The organism is Lysinibacillus sp. ACHW1.5 (assembly GCF_022014815.1).
Classification (GTDB): Bacteria; Bacillota; Bacilli; order Bacillales_A; family Planococcaceae; genus Lysinibacillus; species Lysinibacillus capsici.
Window position 1 is genome coordinate 1,568,139 of the sequence record NZ_CP091777.1, and the last position, 25,597, is coordinate 1,593,735.

The 25,597-nt window shown below is 38.2% G+C and carries 22 protein-coding genes; 16 read left to right on the forward strand and 6 right to left on the reverse strand.

All coding sequences use genetic code 11. The features are described from left to right. Positions 1-37 precede the first annotated feature (37 nt). The 7 genes from nikB to L6W14_RS07450 all read left to right on the forward strand — a co-directional run bounded on the left by nikB (position 38) and on the right by L6W14_RS07450 (position 7,606). Positions 38-970, forward strand: a complete 933-nt coding sequence (gene nikB, locus L6W14_RS07420; protein ID WP_066037685.1) for a nickel ABC transporter permease — start codon at positions 38-40, stop codon at positions 968-970. Continuing rightward, complete coding sequence (locus L6W14_RS07425; protein WP_016991918.1) at positions 970-1,872, forward strand: ABC transporter permease; 903 nt, start codon at positions 970-972, stop codon at positions 1,870-1,872. The genes nikB and L6W14_RS07425 overlap by 1 nt, the downstream gene beginning before the upstream one ends. 191 nt (positions 1,873-2,063) lie before the next feature. Beyond that, positions 2,064-4,706: a M14 family metallopeptidase gene (locus L6W14_RS07430; RefSeq protein ID WP_237900182.1), complete on the forward strand. Its 2,643-nt coding sequence runs from the start codon at positions 2,064-2,066 to the stop codon at positions 4,704-4,706. Positions 4,707-4,711: 5 nt separating this feature from the next. Further along, positions 4,712-5,326 (forward strand): pyroglutamyl-peptidase I, encoded by a 615-nt coding sequence (gene pcp, locus L6W14_RS07435; protein ID WP_131519742.1) that lies wholly within the window; start codon positions 4,712-4,714, stop codon positions 5,324-5,326. Further along, on the forward strand, positions 5,310-6,005 hold the full coding sequence (gene pxpB, locus L6W14_RS07440) for a 5-oxoprolinase subunit PxpB (RefSeq protein WP_131519743.1): 696 nt from the start codon (positions 5,310-5,312) through the stop codon (positions 6,003-6,005). Before pcp ends, pxpB begins: the two co-directional genes overlap by 17 nt. 3 nt (positions 6,006-6,008) lie before the next feature. Further along, positions 6,009-6,872, forward strand: a complete 864-nt coding sequence (locus tag L6W14_RS07445; RefSeq protein ID WP_066037688.1) for a 5-oxoprolinase subunit C family protein — start codon at positions 6,009-6,011, stop codon at positions 6,870-6,872. Then, on the forward strand, positions 6,872-7,606 hold the full coding sequence (locus L6W14_RS07450) for a 5-oxoprolinase subunit PxpA (RefSeq protein WP_131519744.1): 735 nt from the start codon (positions 6,872-6,874) through the stop codon (positions 7,604-7,606). The genes L6W14_RS07445 and L6W14_RS07450 overlap by 1 nt, the downstream gene beginning before the upstream one ends. A gap of 32 nt (positions 7,607-7,638) precedes the next feature. On the opposite strand, the gene L6W14_RS07455 is transcribed toward L6W14_RS07450, so the two are convergent. Next, the gene (locus L6W14_RS07455; RefSeq protein WP_048390025.1) at positions 7,639-7,959 is read right to left on the reverse strand and encodes a DUF4183 domain-containing protein; all 321 of its coding nucleotides are present in this window, start codon (positions 7,957-7,959) and stop codon (positions 7,639-7,641) included. A 24-nt stretch (positions 7,960-7,983) separates the two neighbouring features. Continuing rightward, positions 7,984-8,406, reverse strand: coding sequence for a DUF4183 domain-containing protein (locus L6W14_RS07460; protein ID WP_066037690.1), 423 nt, complete (start codon positions 8,404-8,406; stop codon positions 7,984-7,986). A 244-nt stretch (positions 8,407-8,650) separates the two neighbouring features. On the opposite strand from L6W14_RS07460, the gene L6W14_RS07465 reads away from it, so the two are divergent. The 6 genes from L6W14_RS07465 to L6W14_RS07490 all read left to right on the forward strand — a co-directional run bounded on the left by L6W14_RS07465 (position 8,651) and on the right by L6W14_RS07490 (position 17,798). Continuing rightward, positions 8,651-12,262 carry a dynamin family protein gene (locus L6W14_RS07465; RefSeq protein ID WP_131519745.1) on the forward strand — a complete coding sequence of 1,204 codons (3,612 nt, stop codon included), beginning with the start codon at positions 8,651-8,653 and terminating at the stop codon, positions 12,260-12,262. Between the two features lie 10 nt (positions 12,263-12,272). After that, positions 12,273-13,082: a sulfurtransferase gene (locus L6W14_RS07470; protein WP_131519746.1), complete on the forward strand. Its 810-nt coding sequence runs from the start codon at positions 12,273-12,275 to the stop codon at positions 13,080-13,082. Between the two features lie 556 nt (positions 13,083-13,638). Further along, positions 13,639-14,757, forward strand: a complete 1,119-nt coding sequence (locus tag L6W14_RS07475) for a hypothetical protein (protein ID WP_237900184.1) — start codon at positions 13,639-13,641, stop codon at positions 14,755-14,757. Next, positions 14,750-15,304, forward strand: a complete 555-nt coding sequence (locus L6W14_RS07480; protein WP_131519747.1) for a hypothetical protein — start codon at positions 14,750-14,752, stop codon at positions 15,302-15,304. Before L6W14_RS07475 ends, L6W14_RS07480 begins: the two co-directional genes overlap by 8 nt. 54 nt (positions 15,305-15,358) lie before the next feature. Further along, a complete protein-coding gene (locus tag L6W14_RS07485; RefSeq protein ID WP_131519748.1) occupies positions 15,359-16,189 on the forward strand; it encodes an MBL fold metallo-hydrolase in 831 nt (276 codons plus the stop codon). A gap of 406 nt (positions 16,190-16,595) precedes the next feature. Next, positions 16,596-17,798: an NAD(P)-dependent malic enzyme gene (locus tag L6W14_RS07490; RefSeq protein ID WP_004269353.1), complete on the forward strand. Its 1,203-nt coding sequence runs from the start codon at positions 16,596-16,598 to the stop codon at positions 17,796-17,798. A gap of 94 nt (positions 17,799-17,892) precedes the next feature. Here the strand turns inward: L6W14_RS07490 and L6W14_RS07495 are convergent, their stop codons facing one another. From L6W14_RS07495 to gdhA, 3 genes are all read right to left on the reverse strand, one after another. Further along, positions 17,893-18,546 carry a Yip1 family protein gene (locus tag L6W14_RS07495; protein ID WP_016995151.1) on the reverse strand — a complete coding sequence of 218 codons (654 nt, stop codon included), beginning with the start codon at positions 18,544-18,546 and terminating at the stop codon, positions 17,893-17,895. Between the two features lie 145 nt (positions 18,547-18,691). After that, complete coding sequence (locus L6W14_RS07500; protein WP_131519749.1) at positions 18,692-19,378, reverse strand: phosphoribosylaminoimidazolesuccinocarboxamide synthase; 687 nt, start codon at positions 19,376-19,378, stop codon at positions 18,692-18,694. A gap of 217 nt (positions 19,379-19,595) precedes the next feature. Then, positions 19,596-20,969 carry an NADP-specific glutamate dehydrogenase gene (gene gdhA, locus L6W14_RS07505; RefSeq protein ID WP_004269356.1) on the reverse strand — a complete coding sequence of 458 codons (1,374 nt, stop codon included), beginning with the start codon at positions 20,967-20,969 and terminating at the stop codon, positions 19,596-19,598. 175 nt (positions 20,970-21,144) lie between these two features. Here gdhA and L6W14_RS07510 point away from each other — a divergent pair, with 175 nt between their 5' ends. Both L6W14_RS07510 and L6W14_RS07515 read left to right on the forward strand, forming a co-directional pair. Next, positions 21,145-21,618, forward strand: coding sequence for a YaiI/YqxD family protein (locus tag L6W14_RS07510; RefSeq protein ID WP_237900186.1), 474 nt, complete (start codon positions 21,145-21,147; stop codon positions 21,616-21,618). Beyond that, positions 21,608-22,936 (forward strand): D-serine ammonia-lyase, encoded by a 1,329-nt coding sequence (locus L6W14_RS07515; protein ID WP_237900188.1) that lies wholly within the window; start codon positions 21,608-21,610, stop codon positions 22,934-22,936. Before L6W14_RS07510 ends, L6W14_RS07515 begins: the two co-directional genes overlap by 11 nt. Before the next feature lie 276 nt (positions 22,937-23,212). On the opposite strand, the gene L6W14_RS07520 is transcribed toward L6W14_RS07515, so the two are convergent. After that, on the reverse strand, positions 23,213-24,382 hold the full coding sequence (locus L6W14_RS07520; protein WP_131519752.1) for a pyridoxal-phosphate-dependent aminotransferase family protein: 1,170 nt from the start codon (positions 24,380-24,382) through the stop codon (positions 23,213-23,215). Between the two features lie 141 nt (positions 24,383-24,523). On the opposite strand from L6W14_RS07520, the gene L6W14_RS07525 reads away from it, so the two are divergent. Further along, a complete protein-coding gene (locus L6W14_RS07525; RefSeq protein WP_131519753.1) occupies positions 24,524-25,573 on the forward strand; it encodes a DUF1835 domain-containing protein in 1,050 nt (349 codons plus the stop codon). The last annotated feature ends 24 nt before the right edge of the window (positions 25,574-25,597 follow it).

Genomic DNA, 25,597 nt, shown 5'->3' on the forward strand with positions numbered 1-25,597 from the left:
TACTATCTCTTTCATTTCAAATTAGGAGGATGGAATTATGCTTTCCTATATACTACGACGTATATCGCATACAGTGTTGGTGATAATAGCTGTCTCATTAATTATTTTTTTCGCCATTCGTTTAACGGGGGATCCCGTAAGCATCATGTTCGGTGCTGGGGAACCTTCACAACAAGCAGTAGAGGAACTGACAGCAAAGTTGGGTTTAGATAAACCTATTTGGGAGCAATATATTATATTCATGAAAGATTTAGTAACGCTTGATTTTGGTACATCGTATCGTTCGAATAGTCCTGTTTTGGAAATGTTGTTAGAACGAGCATGGCCAACACTAGCACTTGCTTTAGGGGGGATGACTGTAGCATTGTTAATCGCTATTCCTATCGGTATCCTATCTGCAGTTTATAAAGGCAAGTCCATTGATATTTTTGGTCGTATTTTTTCTTTATTAGGTATCTCTTTCCCTAATTTTTGGTTAGCGTTTATGCTAATCTTGATCTTTGCTGTTCAGTTAAAATGGTTACCTGTATCGGGCTTTGATGGGTTTAGCTCATTGATCCTTCCATCCATTGCATTGGGTCTGATTTTATCTGGTATTTTAGTTCGATTAATTCGTACCTCTATGCTTGAAGTGCTTAAAATGCAATATGTGACAACTGCTCGAGCAAAAGGAATTAGAGAATGGCTTGTCATTATTCGACATGCCTTTCGCAATGCCTTATTGCCAACTGTGACGTTTGTTGGGTTACAGTTCGGTGGACTCTTAGGGGGGGCTGTTATTGTAGAGCAAGTATTTTCTTGGCCAGGAATCGGAAGATTAATTGTTGATTCTATTAATCAACGAGATTATCCAGTCGTACAGGGTGGGGTAATTCTCCTAGCTCTTATCATGATTGCTGTCAATCTAATTGTTGATTTATGTTATTCATTAATTAACCCAAAAATACGCACTGGAAGAGGTGACAATTAATGACACAGATAATGGAAGCAGAAACAGTCGAAATAAAAAAGGTTAGTAGAATAATAAGTATTTTAAAGTTTATTAAAAATAATCCAACTGGGATAATCGGTCTATTATTAGTTGTCACGACTATTCTATGTGCGATATTTGCCCCTTATATTGCTCCACATGATCCAGGAGCAGCTAGCTTAGGACATCGTCTAGATTTGCCTAAATGGTTAGATGATACTGGTAAATCACAATATTTACTGGGGGGAGACCAAGTGGGACGGGATTTACTCAGTAGGATTATATATGGTGCTCGTATTTCCCTTTTGGTAGGTATTTGTGGTGTGCTCATTTCGTTAGTCCTTGGAACATTTCTTGGAATTGTGTCAGGGTATTTTGGGAAATGGATGGACGATTTAATTATGAGGTTAGCTGAAGTTCAATTAGGTCTGCCATTTATTTTACTAGCAATTGTCATTATGAGTGTATTTGGAACAGGGATTGAAAAAATCATTATTATTCTTGGACTTACATATTGGGTTAGTTTTGCTAGGCTAATTCGAGGGGAGATTTTAGCTCTAAAGGAACAAGAATATATACAGGCTGCAAAGGCAATCGGAGGCACACATTTTAAAATTATCCTTAAGCACATTTTACCAAATGTTGCTTCTTCGATTTTAGTGTTAGCAACGATGTGTATCGCAGAGTTTATTTTATTAGAGGCTTCACTAACATTTTTAGGGTTAGGTGTTGAACCGACAGTACCTTCGTGGGGCGGAATGTTAGCAGACAGTCGGAATTATATGACGTCAGCTTGGTGGATTTCCGTATTTCCAGGTATTGCAATTATGTTAACTGTACTAGGCTTTAATTTACTAGGAGATTGGCTACGAGATCGCTTAGATCCAAATATGAAAGTTTAGGTGATAGTGTGAACTCTAAAATATTTTCAATTTTATTTAATAAGAATGAAACCATAAAAAAGCCTTCTTTATTTATAAACTTACCTAAAAATCTTGTTCCAATCGGATTGATTAATTTTTGTGCGAGGTTAGGCTTAGAGTCAAATGAAATAGATTTTGATTTATTTCAAGCGTCTAATCAGCAGTACTCAATGGAATTTTTACAACATAGTAGTACATTTATTTCACAGAATGGGTCTATCTTTACACTCTATTATGAGACTGAGTCTTCGCTGTCAACGTTGTTAAGTACGATAGCAAGTGAAGGAGTGGCCGAAACCCATACGGATATTCCATCCTCTTATTATGAAAGTTTAAGTCATCTGTGGTCAGCCTATGGAACTGGTGAGAAGGACGAGGCACATCCACAACAGCATTTAAGTGTGAAAATTAATTTACAACAAGAAATAATGTCAAACGCCATTATAAAAGAAGTTTGCTATCTTGCATTACGTTTAGGACTGTATGCTACCTCTGTTTCTTTACCAGTTGTTACAGAAGAACATCGACATTTCACGATTGATATCAAGCAAGGAACTGCAAATTTAATGGAGTTAAGTTCTAGAAACGTTATTCAAATTTGTGGTACAAAAGATTGCTTACCGACTGTCCTACATTCCATAGCAAAAGAAAAGCATGTGTCTGAAGGTGGCTTATTTGGTGTTTGGGAGCTAAACGAAAAACAAGTGAATATAGCAGATTTATTGTATGAAACAACATGGGAAGATGAATCGGAAGCATCGTATATTTTAAATGCTTTGCAAGATGAACCAAATAAAATGCTTGATGCTGAAATCTATCTTACAGCTTCTAAAAAAAATCGAGATGAATATAGTGTAGATTTGTATAAGAAATTTTCAAATTTAAAAACAATTACAGTTCGCTCTGCATTTAAAACAGGGTTATACTGGATATTAGAGGAAGTACTTCCATCTATTTCGGGTCATTTTGAACAAGTAAAAATAATATGTAAAGATGGGGTTAATAAAAATGGGTTAGAACAACATAATCGCTGGATTATGGAACTTTACCCTGTGGATGAATTGATTGAAATGCAATATGGTATACCGAAAGAACATGTACAATTTGAGCTTTCAAGCACACAGCAGCACATCTATAGTGTCTATGTTGATGATCTATTAATTGCTGAATTAAATCCGCTGATTAGTGAATTGGATTATGTTGATGGTCAGAGAAAAGTCTATCCAACTACAGCTGGATATAGGTTATTTGAAGATGGAAAACTGGTTCAAGAAAATGCAATATTGTCAGATCGCGAGCGTTTCTATAAAACGTATATCAATGAGTTACTTCCTCAGATAGTAGGAAAATTAAATATTGATGTAACAAATCGTGATCAAGGACAATTGTTCCCTTTATTTGATCGCATCGAAATTGACTTTACTTCATCTGGAATTGAAGAAGAACTAAACGTGAAGCAAGAAGCAAACTCGTCCTTTGAAGCGTTATACGAAGACCTTTATTTTAACACGCTTGATTATTTTAATGAGCTCGGTCGCCGATTAGTTAATCAACCTTATCAAGCTCCTGGTGGTATTATTCCCTTTATTCATATAGAGGAAAATATTTATAAGCCTATTAAAAGTGTAATACGCGCATACAAATGGCATGAAAAAACCAATTTAGTTCCAGTTACAAAAAGAATTTTATTTAACCAAGAGGGGCAATTTGAAACAGTAGAAATGTATTTAGGTAATTATCTGAAAGTAATGGAAATGAATGATAATTTAAAATACAATATTAAAAATGTTTATCAACTATCCACTCGGTATCAAAATTATTCTGAGGTCAAACTAAATTATGGGGATATATCTTACAAAGGGAATGTCATTCCATTTTTTGAAGTAACTGAGCCTATTACTAGTGACTTTTATTCAGGACTTAAAAAATCGGATGAAAAGCATACGATTGTCTTTGAAGCTGGCCATCATCCAAACGAAGTATCTAGTACACCTGCAATATTAGAGCTTATGGAAGATATTATTTGTCACCATCCTGAAATCTTAAAAAAGATTAATATAATCATTATTCCGCTATCAAATCCAGATGGTTATGAAATAATGGAGAGCTTGACAAAAGAACATCCAAAATGGAAACATCATGCTGCAAGATTTAATGCGGTAGGTTTAGAGTTTGCCTATGTCAAATTCCAAGAAAGTGTATTTGGTGAAGCAAATGTTTTACCACTCATCTTAAAAAAATGGGCACCTGATATAGTGATTGATGATCATGGTATCCCTGCTCGTGAATGGGTTCAACCATTCGCAGGATATGCATGTCCACCTATTTTCCCTGTTTCTTACACGCTTCCAAGTGCCAAGATCTACGGAATTGGTCGTTATGCGGATTATGATACGAGGGAAGTCCAGGCTACAAATCTAGAACAAGTAGCTGAAAAAGTGAATATGATTTTTGAGGGTACAATATTTGCCCAAGAAAATACTTATTGGCGTGAACGCTACTATAAATATGGCACAAAGTGGGATCCGCAAAAGTACCCCATTGAAGAAATGGGAAATATAAATTTTTATCGAAGTATGGAAGTTACGCCAACATACGCATCTGTAAGTATATTACGCTACCCGCAGTGGGTGGCTTTAGATATCATTTCTGAAGTGTCTGATGAAATTGTTTACGATGAAGAATTAACTTCTTGTATTGAAGCACATAAATTATTTAATCAAGCTATTATTGAAGCAGCACTTTCTACTAAAGTAACTAAAATTAAACAATTTGGACGCTACTTTAAAAAACGTCCGATAGAAATCAGGTGACAAATATGACAAAAATATTAGTAACAGGGTTTGAGCCATTTCTTGATTATAAAATAAATCCAACAATGCAAATTGTGGAAGCATTAAATGGAAAGAAGATAGATCGCTATGATATCGTCGGACGAATTCTATCTGTAGATTTTCAGCAATCAGCGGAGCAATTAAAACAACATATAGAAGAAGTGAAACCACAAATCATCATTTCATTAGGGTTAGCAGGAGGTCGTTTTAAAGTAACACCAGAGCGCATTGCCATTAATGTGAAGGACGGAGAGCCTGATAATAATGGCTATACACCAGTTGATGAGCGTATCTATGAGGAGGGGGCAGATGCTTATCTAACAAACTTACCGATTCGCAGTATGGTAAATCGTTTGCAGGCTGAAGGATATCCAGCGGAAATCTCCAATACAGCGGGTACATACTTGTGTAATAACATTATGTATGAGGGGCTTGCTTATGCACAGCAACATAAAGGGGTTCGTGCAGGCTTTATTCATATTCCAGCATCATTTGAGCTGGCCATCCAACATGGCAAAATTCCCGGCTGGAGTATTAGAGATTTAGTAGCTGCGGTACAGCTTTGTATTGAGGAGACGGCACGTGCAACCAATCATTGATTTTCCGCATTCAATGTGGATTAGTCAACATACTATTCGTTTTGCATTCAAAGAGGAAATCTCCCACTCAAACTTTCATGCGGTCCAAACGTTTAATCGTTTTCTGAAACTGCAGCTACGACATAACCTAGTTGAAAGTGTTGCAAGCTACCATACAGTAACAGCTTATATTAAACAAAAAATAGATGTTGAACATTTAGAAATGCAGTGGCTTGAGATGCAAGCCTCCACAACAATTGATAAAGGAACGAATCGATTTTTAAAAATACCCGTCTGCTATGATGAGGAATTTGCCTTAGATTCAAAGCGCGTCATGAAATTCACAGGTTTACCTTTTGAGGACATTAAAACATTGCATATGTCCAAAAGCTATTATGTGTATTTAATCGGCTTTTTACCTGGCTTTCCTTACTTAGGCGAGCTTGATTCTAAATTATTTGTGCCACGCTTACAGAAACCAAGGGCATCTGTATCGGCAAGCTCTGTTGGGGTTGGGGGTGGACAAACAGGAATCTATCCTGTCGATTCACCTGGTGGCTGGAATATTATAGGGAAAACACCTTTGGATTTATTTGATGTTCATGGCAAAGAGCCATTTTTATTTGAACTTGGTGATGAAGTTCAGTTTTATGAAATAACCAAACAGCAATTTTGGGAAATGAAAAGCAAAGGAGTGTAGCGTTTGAAGCCACTTCTGATCGTAACAAAACAAGGGGTTTATGGTAGCTTACAAGACAAAGGAAGGTACGGCTATCGGGCATTTGGTATTCCGTTATCTGGTCCAATGGATCATCGATCGTTTAATGCAGCTCAAAGAATCTTACATCATCACCATGATCAAACGTCTTTTGAAATGTTTGTTGGTGGTTTTGAATTTGAGGCGCTTGCTGATGGTGTCTATGTATTAACAGGGGGGCATAGTACATGCTTGGTTAATCATGTACCAATCGAAATGTGGAAAACATTCCATTTAACGAGGGGAGATAGATTATCTATCAAGGGTGTCCATCAAGGCTCTATTGTTTACTTAACTCCATTAGGAGGTTTTCATACAACCGATGAGCTTGGTAGCCAATCTTGCCTCCCCCTTGGCAATTTGGGAACACGGATTACAAAAGGAAGTATTTTGTATGGGCAGGTATCATCGTCTTTAAAATATAATAGAGGGCTATATCCATCCTATCGTCCACATTTTGACAGCTCTATTACGGTTCGATTGTTTAAAGGACCACACTTTCATTTATTTACAAAAAAGAGTCAGCAACAATTTTTACAAAATCCTTTTCAATTTATCGGCGGCAATCGTATGGGCTACTACATAAAAGGACCTGCCTTACAACTTCAGGAAATGAAGGATATTCTGTCAGAAGCTACACAGTTCGGAACAATCCAAGTGCCGCAAAGTGGTGATCCCATTATCCTAATGGCTGATGCTCAAACAGTAGGAGGCTATCCTATTATTGCAACAGTTCATGAAGAAGATTTACATAAAGTAGCGCAAATGCGTATGTTTAACACAATTCACTTTGTACTGGAGGAAACATGATGTCAATTGATATCAATTGTGATCTAGGTGAAAGCTTAGATGCTTTTATCACGGGTAAGGATGAAGAATTATTAGACTATGTAACTTCCATCAACATTGCATGCGGCTATCATGCGGGTCATCATTCAATTATGCATCAAATTGTACGCAGCGCCATTCGTAAAAACGTTCACATTGGTGCGCATCCAGGCTATCCAGATCGAGAGGGGTTTGGTCGCCGTAACATGGAATGTAGCCCAGGTGAAATTTACGATATGATGGTTTATCAAATTGGTGCCTTACAAGCATTTGTGCAGATTGAAAATGGTACGCTTCATCATGTTAAACCACATGGCGCACTTTATAATCAATGCGCGAACGACCGTGAAAAAGCGTTGGCTGTAGTCCATGCAGTGTATGATTTTAATCCACACCTTATTTTATATGCCTTATCTGGTAGCCTCATCGTAGAGATTGCTAGAGACATAGGGCTTCAAGTATATGAGGAGGTTTTTTCGGATCGACGCTATAACGATAATGGCACATTAGTGAACAGACAGGAACCAAATGCCTTAATACAATCGGAAGAAGAAATGCTAGTGCATGTAAAAGGTATTTTGACTGCTAATGAAGTGTTGTCGGTCGAGTCCCAAAAAATTAAAGTTGCGGTGCAAACCTTATGTATTCACGGAGATGGCCCACGTGCGATAGATTACGCCAAAAAAATTGCAGGTCTCAGAAAGCAATTACAATAAAATGGATGCCCTAAACAAGGCATCCATTTTATTTAGATTGTTGTCACTAGCTCCACAGCTTCGAGCACAATTGGCGTACCAGCAGAAAGTGTACCTGTGACAGTATTAAACGTTATTTCAGTTGTAGAAACTGTATAGGCACCACCCTCCTGAAGAACACCATTGATATATAAGTTATAGTAACCATTTGCGACTTCTGGGAATGCTGTTGCGGCTGTACCGCTATCATTTAAAAACGTTGTTGCAGCGACTGTTGTGCCATCTGCAATGACAAGGGGTGCAGCTAAGACGTTAAAAAACCTTGTAGAACTACCTGTTACATTGACGTGAATATTAATAATGGAAAGTGCCACCCAATTCACCTCCTTTCATTTCCTTTATTTCGTTGTAAAGCCTAGCGATTCAATAATAATGGGTGTTCCTCTATACAATGTCGCATTATAAGGTACGATTGTCAGGGAGGCTGGCGTTACCGAATAAATACCGCCTTCCTGCATTACTGCATTAATATAAAGGTTAACGTAACCATTAGGTGAAAAAATTGTAAACTCAGTAACAGAATTTGCTTCATCATTCCAAAAGAGATTGGCTGGAAGAGTTGCCCCATTCGATAGATCAAGATCAGCTGTAACGATATAAAAATATCGCTGGATCGTTGGTATAATCATACCTTCAGGGACTACTTCAGGAGGAACCATGGGTATTCCGTTTGTTGCTTTTATACGGGGCCAGATAAATCGATCCTCACAGTTACATGAACAATATTTTTCAATGATTTGATGAGACTTAGGATTTATCATATGGCATCACACTCCCTTCATAAAAAATATAACTTTGCCCCGAATATGCTTACTATAAAATATGAAGTAAATATAAAAAGAACTAGTTGACCATCTATCATTTGGCATAGATTTTTTGTATAAACATGTTTTTGTAAGGATGGAAACGTTGGCATATATGCTTTAAATTAGTGTTATACTTTGCTAGTTGAATAAGGTAGAATACTAATTATGAATAATTAATGAAAAAGGGGTTACTGGTTTCATGAAAGATTTTGAACAACAATTGGAGGGGCTATTAAAGCAAGCCTCTTTGCAATACATAATTTATCAGCATAATGGTGATACAGAGCGTATGGATAAAACATCACTTTTTGCTCGAAAAATTCAGCAAAAAGAGTATGTGATTGGCTTTGCAGGCCATTTCTCTGCAGGGAAGTCCAGTATGATTAATGCGCTGTCTGGTGAAAATCTACTGGCATCTAGTCCAATTCCAACAAGTGCGAACATCGTCAAAGTTCATAAATCAGAGGAAGACTATGCAATTGTTTATATGCACAATGAAAAGCCCGTAAAATTTGAGGCTGGCTATGATTTTAAAACAGTAAAAGAGCTAAGTAAAAATGGGGATTTAGTGTCACAGATTGAGATTGGACACAGTGCCTCTACATTACCACTAGGTGTTACTGTAATGGATACGCCAGGGGTAGACTCCACAGATGATGCACACCGCATGTCAACGGAATCAGCATTACATATTGCCGATATCGTATTTTATACAATGGACTACAACCATGTGCAGTCGGAATTAAATTTCCAATTCACAAAGCAATTAATGAAATATAATCCAAATGTTTATTTAATTGTCAATATGATTGATAAGCATAAGGATAATGAATTGAGCTTTGAAGAATTTAAAGCAACTGTTCATCAGTCCTTTGCAGCATGGGGTGTTGTACCGAAGGGTGTTTTCTTTACATCATTAAGAGAGCCAGAGCATCCACATAATGATTTTGAGGCAGTAAAGAAAATCGTGATGGACAGTATGAATGACTGGCAGGAGCAGCTTGTCCAAACAGCTACGAATACATTGCGTTTATTGCAAAGCGAGCATGACAATTATTTAATGGAAGAAAGACAGGATCGTTTAGCCATTGATGAAGAAATTTTAAGTGCGGATGACTGGGCACACCATCAAGATATATTAGAGCAATACAATAAATTAAATCGTCAGGTTGAATTATTTTCAGTAGAAGCTTGGAACGAAACGTTTGAGGAGCAACGTAAGGAGTTGCTCGCGAATGCTGCAATTATGCCAGCTGATTTACGCGATCACTTACGCCTTTATTTAGAAAGCATGCAGGAAGGCTTTAAAGTTGGAGGGCTCTTTACTGCAAAGAAAAAAACAGAGGAAGAGCGAAACAGACGTAAAGAAAATGCGTATAGTGCCTATCAAAATGTGGTCCATGCACAAATCACGGGGCATTTAAAAGGTCTTATGAAAAAGGTATTGAAGGACGTTGGTGCATTAAATGAGGAACGTGCCGCTGCTATTGATGCCTATGAATTTGACTTACCTTTTTCATTGATTGAGCAGCAAGTTCAAACAGGCGCTATTTTAACAGGTGATGCTGTGTTAAACTTCGCTAACCGTATCGCAGAAGCAACAAAGCGCTACTTTATTCAGGAGACAGATAGTTGGAAAAATGCGCAAGCGACAACTCTTGAAGCTGTAGCAACAGAAACTGCCGCACCATCAAAATTAAAAATGGCGGGTATGCAGGACAAAGTAGATGCCATTAATGCGGTCCTTGAAATTGAAGGCTATCAGCAATATAGTGCAAGCACTATGCATCAAGCGAGCAATGAAATTCGTAAAGTTGCCAATCAACAGCTTACAAATTGGGAACAATCATTTAAGCAAGATTTAGCAGAAATTCGTCTATTTGACGAGTCCATGCTGCAGCCAAAAGAGCAAATCATCCAACAAGAGGAAGCTCAGCAAGCTACTACTGCAACGATTCTACCAATCGATGGTGTGATTAACCGTGCACTTCATACTGCTAATGCAGTCAAAGAGGTGCAAGGCTTTGCCGAAGTAGCCCAATACCTTGAAAATAAAGTAGAACGACTACAGAAAAAAGATTTTACCATTGCATTGTTTGGCGCATTTAGTGCTGGTAAATCTTCCTTTTCAAACGCTTTAATGGGAGCCAAGGTGTTACCTGTTTCACCAAATCCAACAACTGCGGCCATCAATAAAATTCGTCCAGTTACACCTGAGCACCCACATGAAACAGCTGATGTACAGCTTAAAACTGCGGAACAAATGCTAGAGGATATTCAAGGCTCCTATGCGGCGATTGGTTTGTCTGTATCGACATTGGAGGAAGCCTATAATCGTGCTGATGAAGGGCTTGGAGTTCAGTTAACGGACGAACGCTTAAATGTTCATAAATCATTTATTCGTGCCTATAAAGAAGGCTACCCAACCTTTAAGTCTGAATTTGGTTCTATCCTCCGCGTAGACCGTGAGGAGTTTGAAAAATTTGTAGCACAAGAAAATAAATCTTGCTTTGTTGACAATATCGACTTCTATTATGATAGTCCATTAACACGTATGGGCGTGACACTTGTTGACACGCCAGGAGCGGACTCTATTAATGCCCGCCATACAGGTGTAGCATTTGAATATATTCGTAATGCTGATGCCATCCTATTTATTACGTACTATAACCATGCCTTTGCCAAAGCTGACCGCGAGTTTTTAATTCAGCTTGGTCGTGTGAAGGATGCATTTGAGCTTGATAAAATGTTCTTTATTGTCAATGCAATTGATTTGGCAACAACGGATGAAGAACAGGAAGATGTAAAAGGCTATGTACGCTCAGAGTTACAACGCTTTGGCATTCGCTTCCCAAGACTATATGGGGTATCTAGTCTTTTAGCGTTGAAGGAAAAGGTAGAAGGTGCGGATTTAACATCAGGGATGCCACCGTTTGAAAGCGACTTCCATACATTCTTAAATGATGAATTGAGTGCATTAGCCGTTCAAGCTCTTGCAGAGGAAGTTGATAAAACAGAGCAACGTTTGGCGGATTTAATTGCCCAAACAGAGGAAAACTTAAAACGTAAAGATGAGCGACTAGAGGAATTAACAACACTTGAACAACATATTCAATCGAAGTACAGTGTACTGAATACGAGCATGTTAGAGAGTGAAACAAAGCAGGAGCTTGATGAGCTACTCTATTATGTTCTTCAGCGTGTTTATTATCGTTACCCTGAGTTCTTTAAGGAAGGCTACAATCCTTCTACCTTTGCTGCAATGCCAGCGCAACAAGCATTGGAGCATGCATTAAAAGAAGTGATGCAAAGCTTGCGTTTTGATTTTACTCAAGAAATGCGTGTAACAAACTTCCGTTTATCGCAGTTCATTAGCAAAAAGATGCAACAACGTTTTAAAGATGAAGTACGCGAATTGAAAGAGTTAAATCGAAGCTTCTCATTCCTAGCCTTTGAATCTTCTGAGCCAAATTTATTGGATTTTGAAGGACCGTTTGCAGATATTTCCAAATATGCTAGCGTAAAATCTCATTTCCGCAATCAAAAAGCTTTCTTTGAAAAGAATGAAAAAGTGAAGCTGAGTGAGGCACTAGAAGCTATCACAAAACCAGATGCACAAGATTATTTAGATGCACAGAAAGTTTCCCTCATGACATGGGCGATTACGTTTATAGCAGAGGAAGCCGAAAAATTACGTTACTATATTTATCATCAAGCGCTTGAACAAATTGACACAGAAAGATTAGCCTTACAAGAAGAGAGCCGTTTAGCTTCTTGGAAAGCGATTTACGCACAATTACAATACGCATGAGGTGATTCTAATGGGAAAAGTATTCAAATCAGTGGATGAAATTCAGTTTGATGGCGTCCGTTTTATCGATGCTCGTTTCGATCTTCAGGACAAAGAGGCTGGCAAAAAAGCATTCGAGGAAGGTCATGCTACTGGTGCTATCTATATTGATTTAGAACAGCAGTTATCGGATATGGACAGCAAAGAAGGTCGTCATCCAATGCCAAGCAAAGAAAAATTGGCATCCGTTTTTCAAGAACTAGGATTACGGTATGAAGATCAGATTGTAGTTTATGACCAAGGAGCAGCTCCATTTGCCCCACGCGCCTGGTGGATGCTAACATATGCTGGTTTCCCAAATGTAGTGATTGTCAACGGAGGTGCCCCTGCCCTAGAGGCAAAAATTCCTTTTACCAAGGATATTATTAAATATCCTCCAACTATCATTGAGTTTGATTGGAAAGATGAGCTTTATGCACCACGCCAAGCCGTAAAAGCCATTGTAGATGGAGAGGTAAAAGCTACTTTACTCGATGCGCGCGCTGCTGAAAGGTATCGAGGAGAAGTAGAGCCTTTGGATAAAGTAGCAGGTCATATCCCAACTGCGAAAAACTTTGACTGGGAGCAATTGAAGTCAAATGGTCAACTAAAGGCAAACGATGCATTACGTCAAAAAGTTGCAGCTGATGAACCGGTTGTGGTTTACTGTGGCAGCGGCGTAACCGCCTCTCCACTTTATGCTGTGTTAGCAGATGAAGGCTATGACAACATCCAATTATATGTAGGTAGCTTCAGTGATTGGATTACAGAATATGACGTGGAAAAAGGCACAAACGAATAAAAAGAAACGCTCACTTCGGTGGGCGTTTTTTTATAGTGCGGTGGATAGAGCGTAAAGTAGAGGTTAGAATTTAATGTAGCGGATAACCTGTTCAAAGTGGCGGATAAGAAAGAAAAAGTGGAGGATAGAACGTTCAAAGTGACGGATAGAATTTAATGTAGCGGATAACCTGTTCAAAGTGGCGGATAAGAAAGAAAAAGTGGAGGATAGAACGTTCAAAGTGACGGATAAAATTTAATGTAGCGGATAACCTGTTCAAAGTGACGGATAAAAATGAAAAAGTGAAGGATAGCCCTTTTAAAGTAGGGGATAGAATTTTATACTTGATCAAAAAATCCATCAAAGTGGAGAGAGCATAGCATGCTCAGGTAGTAATACATAAAATGAGGAAATTTCTGTTTTGCAAAGCTAAATTGCATAGTTTAAAAGTCTAATAGATAAAGGGGGGTGAGCGGGTGGTGGCTCAGGTATTGCAGCTTAAATTAGGGACGACGAAAATCATGTTGTATCGTGCATTAAAAAAATTAAAGCAGGCACTGGAACAGGAGGGGCAAGGGTGAACGATCTAAAAAAGCAGATGGATCAAATAGACATTCCAGAATCGTTACATCAGCGTAGTCTACAAGGTATTGAACAAGCAACAAAAGAGCAGCATAAGCCTTTGCACTGGGTATCTAAAGTCTTGACTGTTGCTGTAGCACTTGCAACGGGTGGATTTGTGGCATTCATGGTAGGGAAGCAACACTTTGATAATGATCGGGCTAGTGTGTTAATGTCACAATTAGATCATTTATCTTCGCCAATGTACTGGATTTTGGCTATTTTGTGCGTATGCATCATACTATACATCTCTAGGAAAAAGCTTAAAGTTGGCGCTGACCAGAAAAAGACGATTGGTGTTGCCGTAGTTTTAATTTTACTGATCGGTAACAGTACGATTTTTTTACAACATCAATTCATAAAACCGATAGTGGTACCTACTGTAATTGAAGTTACAGATAGCTTACAGAATGCTTTAGAGATACGCTATATTACAAACAAAGATGACCATCGATATGTGAAATATTTGCAGGCAGAAGATGTGCAATTACCAATAGTATATGATCAAACAGAGCAAGCAAATCTAGTCAATGGCTTTTATTATCCATTGGATACTTCTCAAGATTTACGCTATCAAAATATTCGTTTAGCTTTTTTTCAGCTTGATTTAAACACGATGAAAAAAGTGATGGCAAGTAAAACTATTTATCTTGTATTAAATGACGAGGTGAAATTACCTGCCCCAATTCATTTTACGAGGGAAACCTTCATTGATGAAAATCAGATCATGAATAATAGCTATAGTCAGTCACAAAATGATTCGGAACAAATCATATCATTTACCCTTCAGCAGGATGCAGTTTTTGATGCATTTTATGTTCCAGCTACATTAGAGGATAAAATACTGTTGAAAGAATGGCGATTAAACGATCAGCGCTACACAGCAAGTGATTTTCCTTTTTCAGTGACGAAAGGTCAACGCTTGGAGCTGACTATTCAATTGAAGGAAGCCCCCTTAGATATCAATACGTCCATAGGCTTTAGTGGCCCCGATGGTTATTTAACTAAAAGAGTATATTCGCAAGCGTATTTTACGTCGAATTTGGTGAAAAAGGTGCGTGAAAACAATGAGTGAATCTAAACAACAGGTAAAACTTTTACAATGGTTTGCAGTGGCGCTCTTCTTTCAATTTATCTATTTAAATGTTTTTAAATACGCTAATCTTCTACAAGATATCCTTGTTTATGGGGCCTATTTAAAAAGTCTTTCGTTCTATAAAGAAAAAACACCTATCAGCAAATATATGGCTTGCGCTATGATTCTTGCCTTGATGAGTACTTTCTTTTCTTCACATCTTCTCTTCTATTGGAGTACGGTTTTAATTCAAGGAATTAAATTGCTGATCATAATGGAATTTGGAAAAATTTTATTAAGCATTGAACAAAAACACGATATACAGGGTTCCACTACAAGAGTGATGAAAAAATATATAGCGATTGCCTTTGCTGTCATTATAAGTTGGACGCTGTTAATGAATGTTACAAGTGATTGGCAGATGGGATTATTGTTCCTAGGCGCATTGCTTTTATTGGCAGTAAATATACGGTTATTTGTTCATGTGTTAGCACTTCGAAAACATGTAAAAAATAAATCCTTTGTTGTTACCTACTTACAAAAATGACTCACCATTCATTTTATGCTACACTTTTTGTACAAGGGGCAAAGGGGGAGCAGGATGTTTAAACGGGAGAAAAGTATCGAGATTCAGCAGCATCGCGGTGTACAATGTGCGCATGGGAAAGTTGCGGTGCAGGGGATTGGTATGAGTGTGTACAGCTTTTTTGTGGATGGGTTACTGATTGATACGGGTTCCTACTCACTGTCGCAGGAATTTCAATCCTTTTTTAAGGATATACCGATAGAGCAATTGGCATTAACACATTCACATGAGGATCATGCAGGAAATGCAGCGTGGATTCAACACCATAAGAATGTACCTATTTATATTCATCGTGATTCAGTCGATCTTTGTGCTGAGGATGGAGACTATCCATTCTATCGTCAGGCATTGTGGGGGGAACGACCAGCATTTGTTGCCCAACCATTAGGTCAAACATTACAAACGAATGCAGCAACGTGGGATGTTATTGAAACACCTGGGCATACTACAGATCATCTCTCTTTTTACAATCGGGAAACAGGCGCTATGTTTACAGGTGATTTGTTTATCCAACCCAAGACAAAGGTTGTGCTTGATGAAGAAAATATTGTCCATACCTTGGCGTCTTTGAGGAAAATAGTAAACTATGATTTCGATGTCGTCTATTGCTGTCATGCAGGCTTTATAGAGGATGGGCGAACGAAAATACAAGAAAAAATTGCTTATTTGGAAAACATGCAAGGAAAAGTGAAACAATTATTTATGCAAGGTTATTCTGTTGAAGAAATCACCAAAACAATTTTTCCTCGTGACTATCCGATTACAAAAGTTTCGGGAGAGCAATGGTCTTCCAAGCATATCATCACGGCCTTTATGAATCATTTTACCGAAGAGTCCTTTATATAGGGCTCTTTTTTTGCTTGTTAAGATTTTCACAAATACTTTGATCTATATAATAAAAAACTTTGTGAAAAAATGTGAATAAATTGTGACGAAGTCAATGAAGACAATGGATACGCTTACAAAAGTTTGTGAAAAAATTCTCATTTACATAAGAAAAATACTATGTGAAAAGTTGAACAGGCTAAATGGCTCTATGTGTACACTTTTTAATGTGTCAACAATCACATTAATTATCTTAAAAAAATTGTTTGTGAAATGTTTAATTTGACAGAAAAATGTAATGAAAGTCATTAAACCTTGAATTTTTGAAGTTTAAAATAAATTGACAGAAAATTCGTTGACTATATTTTCACAAAGTATTATGATTCTGAAATATAATAAAAAACCAAAGGGAAAAGGATGGGATGGAATGGACGTAATGAAAAAGGCATTAGAAATGCATGCACACTATAGTGGGAAATTAGAGGTGAGCTCAAAGGTACCTGTACAAGATTCCTATGATCTTAGCTTGGCTTATTCACCGGGGGTAGCAGCGCCATGTGTGGAGATTGAAAAAAATCCTTCGCTTGTGTACGACTATACAATGAAGGGTAATATGGTAGCAGTTGTGTCGGATGGGACAGCAGTTTTAGGATTAGGAGATATTGGTCCGAAAGCGGCATTACCTGTAATGGAAGGGAAGGCGATTTTACTAAAGCGTTTTGCCAATGTTGATGCTTTTCCAATATGCTTAGATACAAAAAATACGGATGAAATCGTCAGCATTGTGAAGGCGCTTGCCCCGACATTTGGTGCGGTAAACTTAGAGGATATTTCAGCACCAAGATGCTTTGAAATTGAAGATCGCCTACGTCAAGAATGTGATATTCCAGTTTTTCATGATGATCAACATGGAACAGCGATTGTTGTAGGAGCAGCGATGATTAATGCCAATCGTATTGTGAAAAAGGATGTTGCAACGATGAAAGTTGTGATTAACGGTGCTGGTGCTGCAGGCATTGCAATCTTGCGTATACTTGTACAAATGGGCTATAAGAATATTTATATGTGCGATACAAAAGGTATTATTTATGAGGGTCGTACAGAGGGGATGAACCCGATTAAAGAAGCGGTTGCTCATTTGACGAATCCAGAGAAGCAACATGGTACACTAGAGGATGCACTAACAGGTGCAGATGTCTTTATTGGCGTTTCTGTAGCTAATCTATTGACAGAGGCACATATTGCGTCCATGAATGAAAATCCAGTTGTCTTTGCCTTAGCCAATCCAAATCCAGAGATCACGTATGAAAATGCCAAAGCATGGGGTGTACGTGTTATGGGAACGGGCCGTTCAGATTATCCAAATCAAATTAATAATGTTCTCGCATTCCCTGGTATTTTCCGGGGAGCTTTAGATGTGCGTGCTACGGATATTAATGAGTCGATGAAGCTAGCTGCTGTAGAAGCCATTGCCTCCCTTGTAAGTGATAAGGAACTAAAGGAAGAATATATTGTTCCTAAGTCGTTAGACGAACGCGTAGTGGCCATCGTCTCACGCGCAGTAAGTGGGGCAGCTGTAGAATCTGGCGTATCTGAGCTATTCCAGCAAAGTACCGCACTATCTGTCTAATAAAATAAAACAAGCAGATAGAAAAAAGTTACAGGCTTTTTCTCTATCTGCTTTTTTAGCTGTGTCGAGTTAACAAAGGCTTTATCTCAAGTTTTTAGACCATGCCAACACCAATAATTCCAATGAGTATGACAAAGAAAAGAACAAATAATACGATGAAGATAATAATGGCTGGAATAAAGATGGTGAAGAAAGCCATCCAGTTCGAAATTTGGTGTGCTTCAGCGACTACACCTACAGAAATAACAAATGACCAAATCGTCACAATGATGCTTACTAAAATAGTTGGCCAAAAAATCCACGGTAATGAACCCATAAAATTAGGATCCAATAATGAATCGGGTGAAGTCATTAACCAAATAATATAAAGTGGAACCAGCACAATATATGGGATTGCTGTTAAGCTTAACCCCTTAAATAAGTCCGAGTAAGTCCCAGTACCTTTAAATAATTTCCCGAATAGCCATGAGATGAGTGCAGAAATAGCTGTGCCGATCACACCTGCGATCGGAGCAAAAATGACACATAATAGGACTAAAAGCCATGGAGAAAAATCAGGAAGAAATTCTGAATCAATTAATCCAGACATAAGGGAGCCAATATAACCAATAGACAAAACCAAAATTGCAAAGCCGATAGATTTTTCATTAATCATATAACGAGTTGTTTGCTTTGGATGCATCCAAACCGATAAAAATGGATTTAGTTTTGACCTTTCTTCTTTCGATGTCTCATTCAAATTTTCCATCAAACTACCTCCAAAATAATAGAATAATTGCTTGTTACATATAGTTAATATACGAGTGAAGTAAAGAAAAGTTTCATGGAAAATAAAAATAAGCCCACACATAAAAAAAGAGTCGTAAATGCCGACTCTTTTAAGGTTGTTTCTATTATTCAGCTAACATAATTTTCTCAAGTTCTAATGGTTCAATATATTGCTCACCTTTGTAAGCACGCATATTACCGCCTGAAATTTCATCGATTAATAAAATTTCATTCGTTTTCGCATCGCGGCCGAATTCTAATTTAATGTCATAAAGCGTTAAGCCTTTTTTAGCAAGCTCTCCCGCTACAAATTTGGAGATTTCAATTGTACGTTGTTTCAAAATGGCGTATTCTTCATGAGTTAACAGGTTTAACATCGCTAAAGCATCTTCGGAAATCGGAGGATCTAAACGATCATCATCTTTGATTGTCACTTCTACAAAAGAGTCTAAATCTTGTCCTTCTTTTACATAGGCACCATAGCGGCGCAGGAATGAACCAACGGCCTTAAAGCGGCAAATCACTTCTAAGCCATTACCGAAAACAGTTGCTGGTTTTACTGTCATTGTTGCATCTTCGAAGTTAGCATCAACGAAATGAGTAGGAACTCCTTGTTCGTTTAATTTTGAATAAAAATAAGAAGTTAAACGTAAACCAGCCAAGCCAGCCCCATCAATTGTTAAACCAACAGTATTTGCACCTGGATCAAACACGCCGTTTTCTCCTGTAACATCGTCTTTAAATTTTAATAAATAATGACCATCTTCTAATTTGAACACATTTTTTGTTTTACCTGTATACAATAATTCCACAAAAAACCCTCCAATATTTTTCATAGTACTCTAAAATTATAACACGAATGTTCTAAATATTTAACGCTAAAAATGTTCGTTTAAAACGTTTATTTTTAGGTTTTATAACGGGATTTTAAATAAAAAATAAGGTGATAACGAATGTTCGTTACCACCTTGGTTGAAATTAAGAATATTCCGAAATCAAATCCTAGGAAACATTGAAAATAGAATGTTATTAATAAACGCCTTCAGTAAGCATTCCATCTGCTACTTTGATAAAGCCAGCAATGTTTGCACCAACTACTAGGTTACCTGGGAAGCCATATTTTTCTGCTGCTGCTTTGCTGTCTGTATAAATATTTTTCATAATTTGATGAAGTTTCGCATCTACTTCTTCAAATGACCAAAATACGCGGCTAGAGTCTTGTGCCATTTCAAGAGCAGATACCGCAACTCCACCAGCATTCGCTGCTTTTGCAGGACCAAATAATACGCCTGCCTCTAGGAATTCATTGATTGCTTCAAGATCTGATGGCATATTAGCACCTTCACCGATGGCTTTCACACCATTCGAAATTAATGTACGAGCTGACTCACCGTTAATTTCATTTTGCGTAGCACATGGTAGAGCAATATCACAAGGAATCGTCCAAATTCCTGTACAACCTTCTGTAAAAGTAGCATTTGGTCGATAATTAACGTAAGTTGAGATACGGTCACCTTTTACTTCTTTAATTTCTTTAATGGCATCTAAATCTAAGCCCTCTGGGTCGTAGATATAGCCTGAAGAGTCTGAGCAAGCAACCACTTTAGCCCCATACTGTTGCGCTTTTTCAATCGCATACGTAGATACATTACCAGATCCAGAAACAACGACTGTTTTTCCTTCGAATGAGTCATTTGCATCCTTCAGCATTTCGTTCACAAAGTAAACAGTACCGTAACCAGTTGCTTCTTTACGTGCTAAAGAGCCACCATAGCCTGGAGTCTTACCAGTTAATACACCTGATTCATTTGCTTTTGTTAAACGCTTATATTGGCCCCATAAATAACCTACTTCACGAGCACCTACGCCAATATCACCAGCAGGAACATCGACATCTGGACCAATATGACGGTATAATTCAGTCATGAATGCTTGGCAGAAACGCATAATTTCTGAATCTGATTTACCTTTTGGATCGAAGTTTGAACCACCTTTACCACCACCGATAGGTTGCCCTGTTAAAGCGTTTTTAAAGATTTGCTCAAAGCCTAGGAACTTAATGATGGATTCGTTTACAGAAGGGTGGAAGCGAAGACCGCCTTTATATGGGCCCATGACATTGCTATATTGTACACGATAGCCACGATTCACTTGGACTTGATTGTTATCATCTTGCCATGCTACACGGAAAGAAATAATACGATCTGGCTCCACAATACGGGATAAAATATTGGCCTTAATATATTCAGGATGTTGTGCGAATACAGGTACTAATGAGATGAAAATTTCTTCAGCTGCTTGTAAAAATTCCGCTTGATGACTATTCTGTTGTTTAAGTTGCTCAAATACGCCATCTACGTATTCTTTTGCTAATTGTTCATTGCTAACAGTTGTAATTGTCATAAATAAAACCCCCATTTAGTTGATAGGTGTATCGTATATCTATTTTTCAAACTATTCAATAAAATACTTTTAAAGTTTGTGAAAAATTGAGCAAGAGAGGTTGTTTTAAAATTATATTGAAATAATTTAGTTCTAAGTGATTCATCTAATTACGAGAAAGGAATGATGCTTTATTGTGAAGGTTCTTATAGACGCTGATGCCTGTCCAGTAGTGGATTTAGCGCTATCTATATCATCTGAGTTTGAGATAGAAACTATCTTGTTTTGCGATACATCGCATCGTGTTGAACGTAATAATGTAATAACAATTATTGTACCTAAAGGTCCAGATTCGGTTGATTTTACGCTAGTGAACGCGCTTTCAAAACACGATATTGTTATTACACAGGATTATGGATTAGCAGCCATGGTTTTAGCGCGAGGGGGGTATCCGATTGATCAAAATGGACGAGAAATGTCTAATGAAAACATCGAACGTTTGCTCGATATGCGGCATGTTGGTCAAAAAATTAGAAGGGCAGGTGGGCGAACAAAGGGACCTAAAAAAAGAACACAAGAAAACAATATTTCGTTTGAAATGAAATTTCGACAAATTTGTGAACGAGCGATTTTAGCCTATAAACTGGAGGAATCTACAGGTGAAAAATGAACATAAACACGAACTATTCGAACAATATCCGCAGTTGAACGAACTAGCAAAAAAGGTTACTGTATTGTGGGAAAATACAAATTGGATGAAAAATCCTGAAACAACGCTCTTTACTATGGCTGAAGTGGATGATGCAGAAGCAACATTACAACGTTTCTCTTCTTATTTAAAAGTAGCATTTCCAGAGCTTCTAGAAAGTGATGGTTTAATTGAATCAACGATCAAGGAAATTCCTGCAATGAAAAGTGCTATTGAACAAGCATATGGTGTGGCGATTCCTGGCCAATTGCTTTTAAAATGTGATCATGCATTACCGATCTCTGGCTCGATCAAAGCACGTGGAGGAATTTATGAGGTATTAAAACATGCAGAAAGACTAGCTTTGGCAAGTGGAAGACTTAAAGAAGTGGATGATTATGCAATTTTAGCAACAGAGGAATTTCAGTCGCTCTTCCAACAATATACGATTGCAGTAGGCTCTACGGGGAATTTAGGATTAAGTATCGGCATTATGGGCAAGAAGCTCGGCTTTAATGTCGTTGTACATATGTCGAGTGATGCAAAGGAGTGGAAAAAAGCCTTACTGCGTGAAAAGGGTGCGACAGTGATTGAATATGAGGCTGATTACAGTGTAGCTGTTGAGCAGGGGAGACAGGAAGCTGAGCAAGATCCAAAATGTCATTTTATTGATGATGAAAATTCAAAGGATTTATTTGCTGGCTATGCCGTAGCTGCCAAGCGTTTGAAGGAACAGCTAGAAAGGACGAATATTTTAGTGGATGAAGCACATCCATTGTTCGTCTATTTACCATGTGGCGTAGGTGGAGGACCCGGTGGTGTTGCCTATGGATTAAAAGAAATTTACGGTGAGCATGTGCATATTTTCTTTGCAGAACCTGTCGCTTCTCCTTGTATGACGATCGGGCTGATGACAGGCTTACATGACGCAATTAGTGTAGAAGATATTGGTCTTGACAATCGAACAGAAGCGGATGGGTTAGCCGTTGGTCGCGCCTCCAAATTTGTAGGAAAAGTGATGGAGACGTATATAAGTGGTTGCTATACAGTATCAGATGAAGAGCTGTTTACATCTCTAGGATTAGCGATGGAAAGTGAAGGTTTATTTTTAGAGCCATCTGCACACGCAGGAATGTATGGAGCCATTCGTTTATTACAACAAGGTCAATCCTATCTAGAAAAGAACGCATTAGTAAACCATCTACCACAAGCCACACATCTTGTATGGGCAACTGGCGGTAGTATGGTCCCACCTACAATGCGAGCTGCTTATTTAGCAAAGGTCAAGGAATTTAATTAAAGATGATGTGAGCTATGTTTGGATGGAAGCTTGACCTCTATTAGTTATTTCCCGTTCAAGCATGGGGGAAGGCATTCGAATAGTGAGATGCCCCGCTCCAATAGGAGTCCAAAGCGCTCGTAAAATGTGTGGACCCGCTCAACCAGGAGTTTAAAGCGCTAACAAAGTGAAGAAACCCGCACAGATTGCATCCACAAACGATCAAACGCAACTTCAAGTTTAGTAGAACAAATTAAAAAACAGGTGGAGTCATTTTTCTCCACCTGTTTTTGCTGTTTAACGTTGTAGTGCTTTACGTTGTGCGGCTAAGTATACTTCTTGTGCGGCAAGGATGCCTGCTCCTGGTTCGAAATCATAGGAGAAGTCTTGTAGGGCAGCCTCAAGTAGGGAAACGGCTTGTAAAATGTCACTTGGGAAACAATAGCCCATATGACCGAATCTAAAAATTTTACCCTGTAGATGACCTAGACCGCCTGCGAAATCTAAATGATAGTGTTGCTTAAGGTGCGTCAAAAATTCACCAAGATCAATTCCTTGAGGTGTTTTAATTGCTGTAATAGTTGGAGAAGCGTATTGATCTTCAGTTAATAGCTCCATGTGTAATGCTTTCATTGCATTTCGCACCATGTTTTTCATGAGGTCATGGCGGGCAACTGTTTGCGTAAAGCCACCTTCCTGTTCGATTAACTTACACACCTCATGCAGTCCATAAATCAGTGTAATAGCAGGTGTATTAGGAGTCATGCCCTTTTCCGCCCAGCTACGATAGCTTTGAAGATTTAAGTAATAAGCAGGTGTTTGATTTTCTTCAATGACTTCCCAAGCTCTTTCGCTTACGCTGATAAGAGAGAGTCCAGGTGGGAGCATCATGGCTTTTTGAGAGCCTGTCACCAGAATATCAATGCCCCAAGCATCCATTTCAGCAGGAGCGCCACCAATACAGCTTACACCATCAACGATAACGAGGGCATCTGTTTCTTCACGGATCACCTGGGCTAGTTCAGCAACAGGGTTTAAAATACCTGTGGATGTTTCATTGTACGTCACAAAAACGGCTTTAATAGTTTGTAATGGCTGTAAAAATGCTCGAAGCTCTTCGGCTGTACAAGCCTGTCCCCATTCTTTTTCGAGCTTATGTACATGGAAGCCATATTGCTCACAGATTGAAACGAAATAGTCGCCAAAAGCTCCAACTGTGATGACGACAACCTCTTCACCAGCAGATACAGTATTAACAGCTGCAGCCTCAAGCGCGGCTGTCCCACCCGAAGGTAAAAGTAAGATGTCCTGTGTCGTACCGAAAACAGGCTTTACTAATTCAATTGTTTCTCGGTATAATTCTACAAATTCCTGACTACGATGACTAAAAATATCCTGATTCATCGCAAGTTGTACCTTTTTTGGAATCGGTGTTGGCCCTGGATGTCTTAAAATATTTTCATACATATTCATTTATCCCCTTTGCTAGAAATTCAAAATTTTCTAACTATAATAATAGCATATTTATGGTGCTAGCTAACTACTTTTTTGAAAAATGATGGAAGAGATTGTCATTGTGGTACAATTTTTAAAAAGGAGGCAGTGCGAATGGAAACATCCATGCATTATCCATTTATCTATTTCTTCTACGACACAAACCAGGTGCTAGTATATAGAATTCAAGCGTTAGAGTATATCACAATAGCAGAGGTGATGAGAGAGGGGGAATGGCAGGGGTATGAGCTTGAGCCATCTGAATCTTTTACAGCATTTCATCATGAACAAAGCACACCTCAGCAGGGATGGTCTTTCTTTATGGGGCAGGAAGAGCTCTATCAGTTGGTAGAAATTATTAATGATTATATTCAACAGGTCATAACCACTACTTCAGCACAAATAGTACATATTGTTTGCTCGGAATCTGCAGCAGGCTCCTTACGAGCGACACTTGCTCCACCGAAATATGTGATCGGGTTTCCAGAGGATTTGTCGATTGGACCATTGTGGAAACTCGATGAAAAAAGAGGACAGGCATTCCGTGATGAGTGGCTAAGAGAAAATATTAATGATGGAATGGATGATTTTATAAATCGAAATAAATTAATGAACACAATCAGAGAGATACAGGATATTCCAAGCAACCTGCTGATTTACATTTGGTGTGGGTACAATGCAGAAGAACAGTGTGGTCTTAGATTCCTACTCTATTTATTACGTAATAAAACCAATGAAGTTGTTCTTATCAACACAGGTGAACAGCGGGCTATCAACCATCAATGGAACATGGAAATGTATGATATAAAGCGAATGTCCGCAAAGGAGCGTCTAATTTTTCAGCAACAGTGGGAAAGTTTAGCACAGACAAAGGATGTTTGTCGACTATGGCTACATCGACAAATTCAAGCAGTCCAAGAGAATTATTATGATAATTTGATTATGTCAACGATTGAACAACTTCATAAGGAGCAAGGGGGTACTGATTTTATACAAACAGGTGAATTCATCTCAGAGCTATTAACAAGAATGGATGCCCCACCAAATATCTTCTTTTTAGAATATAGAATTCGCTATTTAATATATAGCGGGGTTTTTGAATTAAAGGGAATTCCTAAATCCATGCACCATTACTCTGTGAAATTACGTAAAAAACCTCTTTAGCCTAAGGGCATAAAGAGGTTTTAA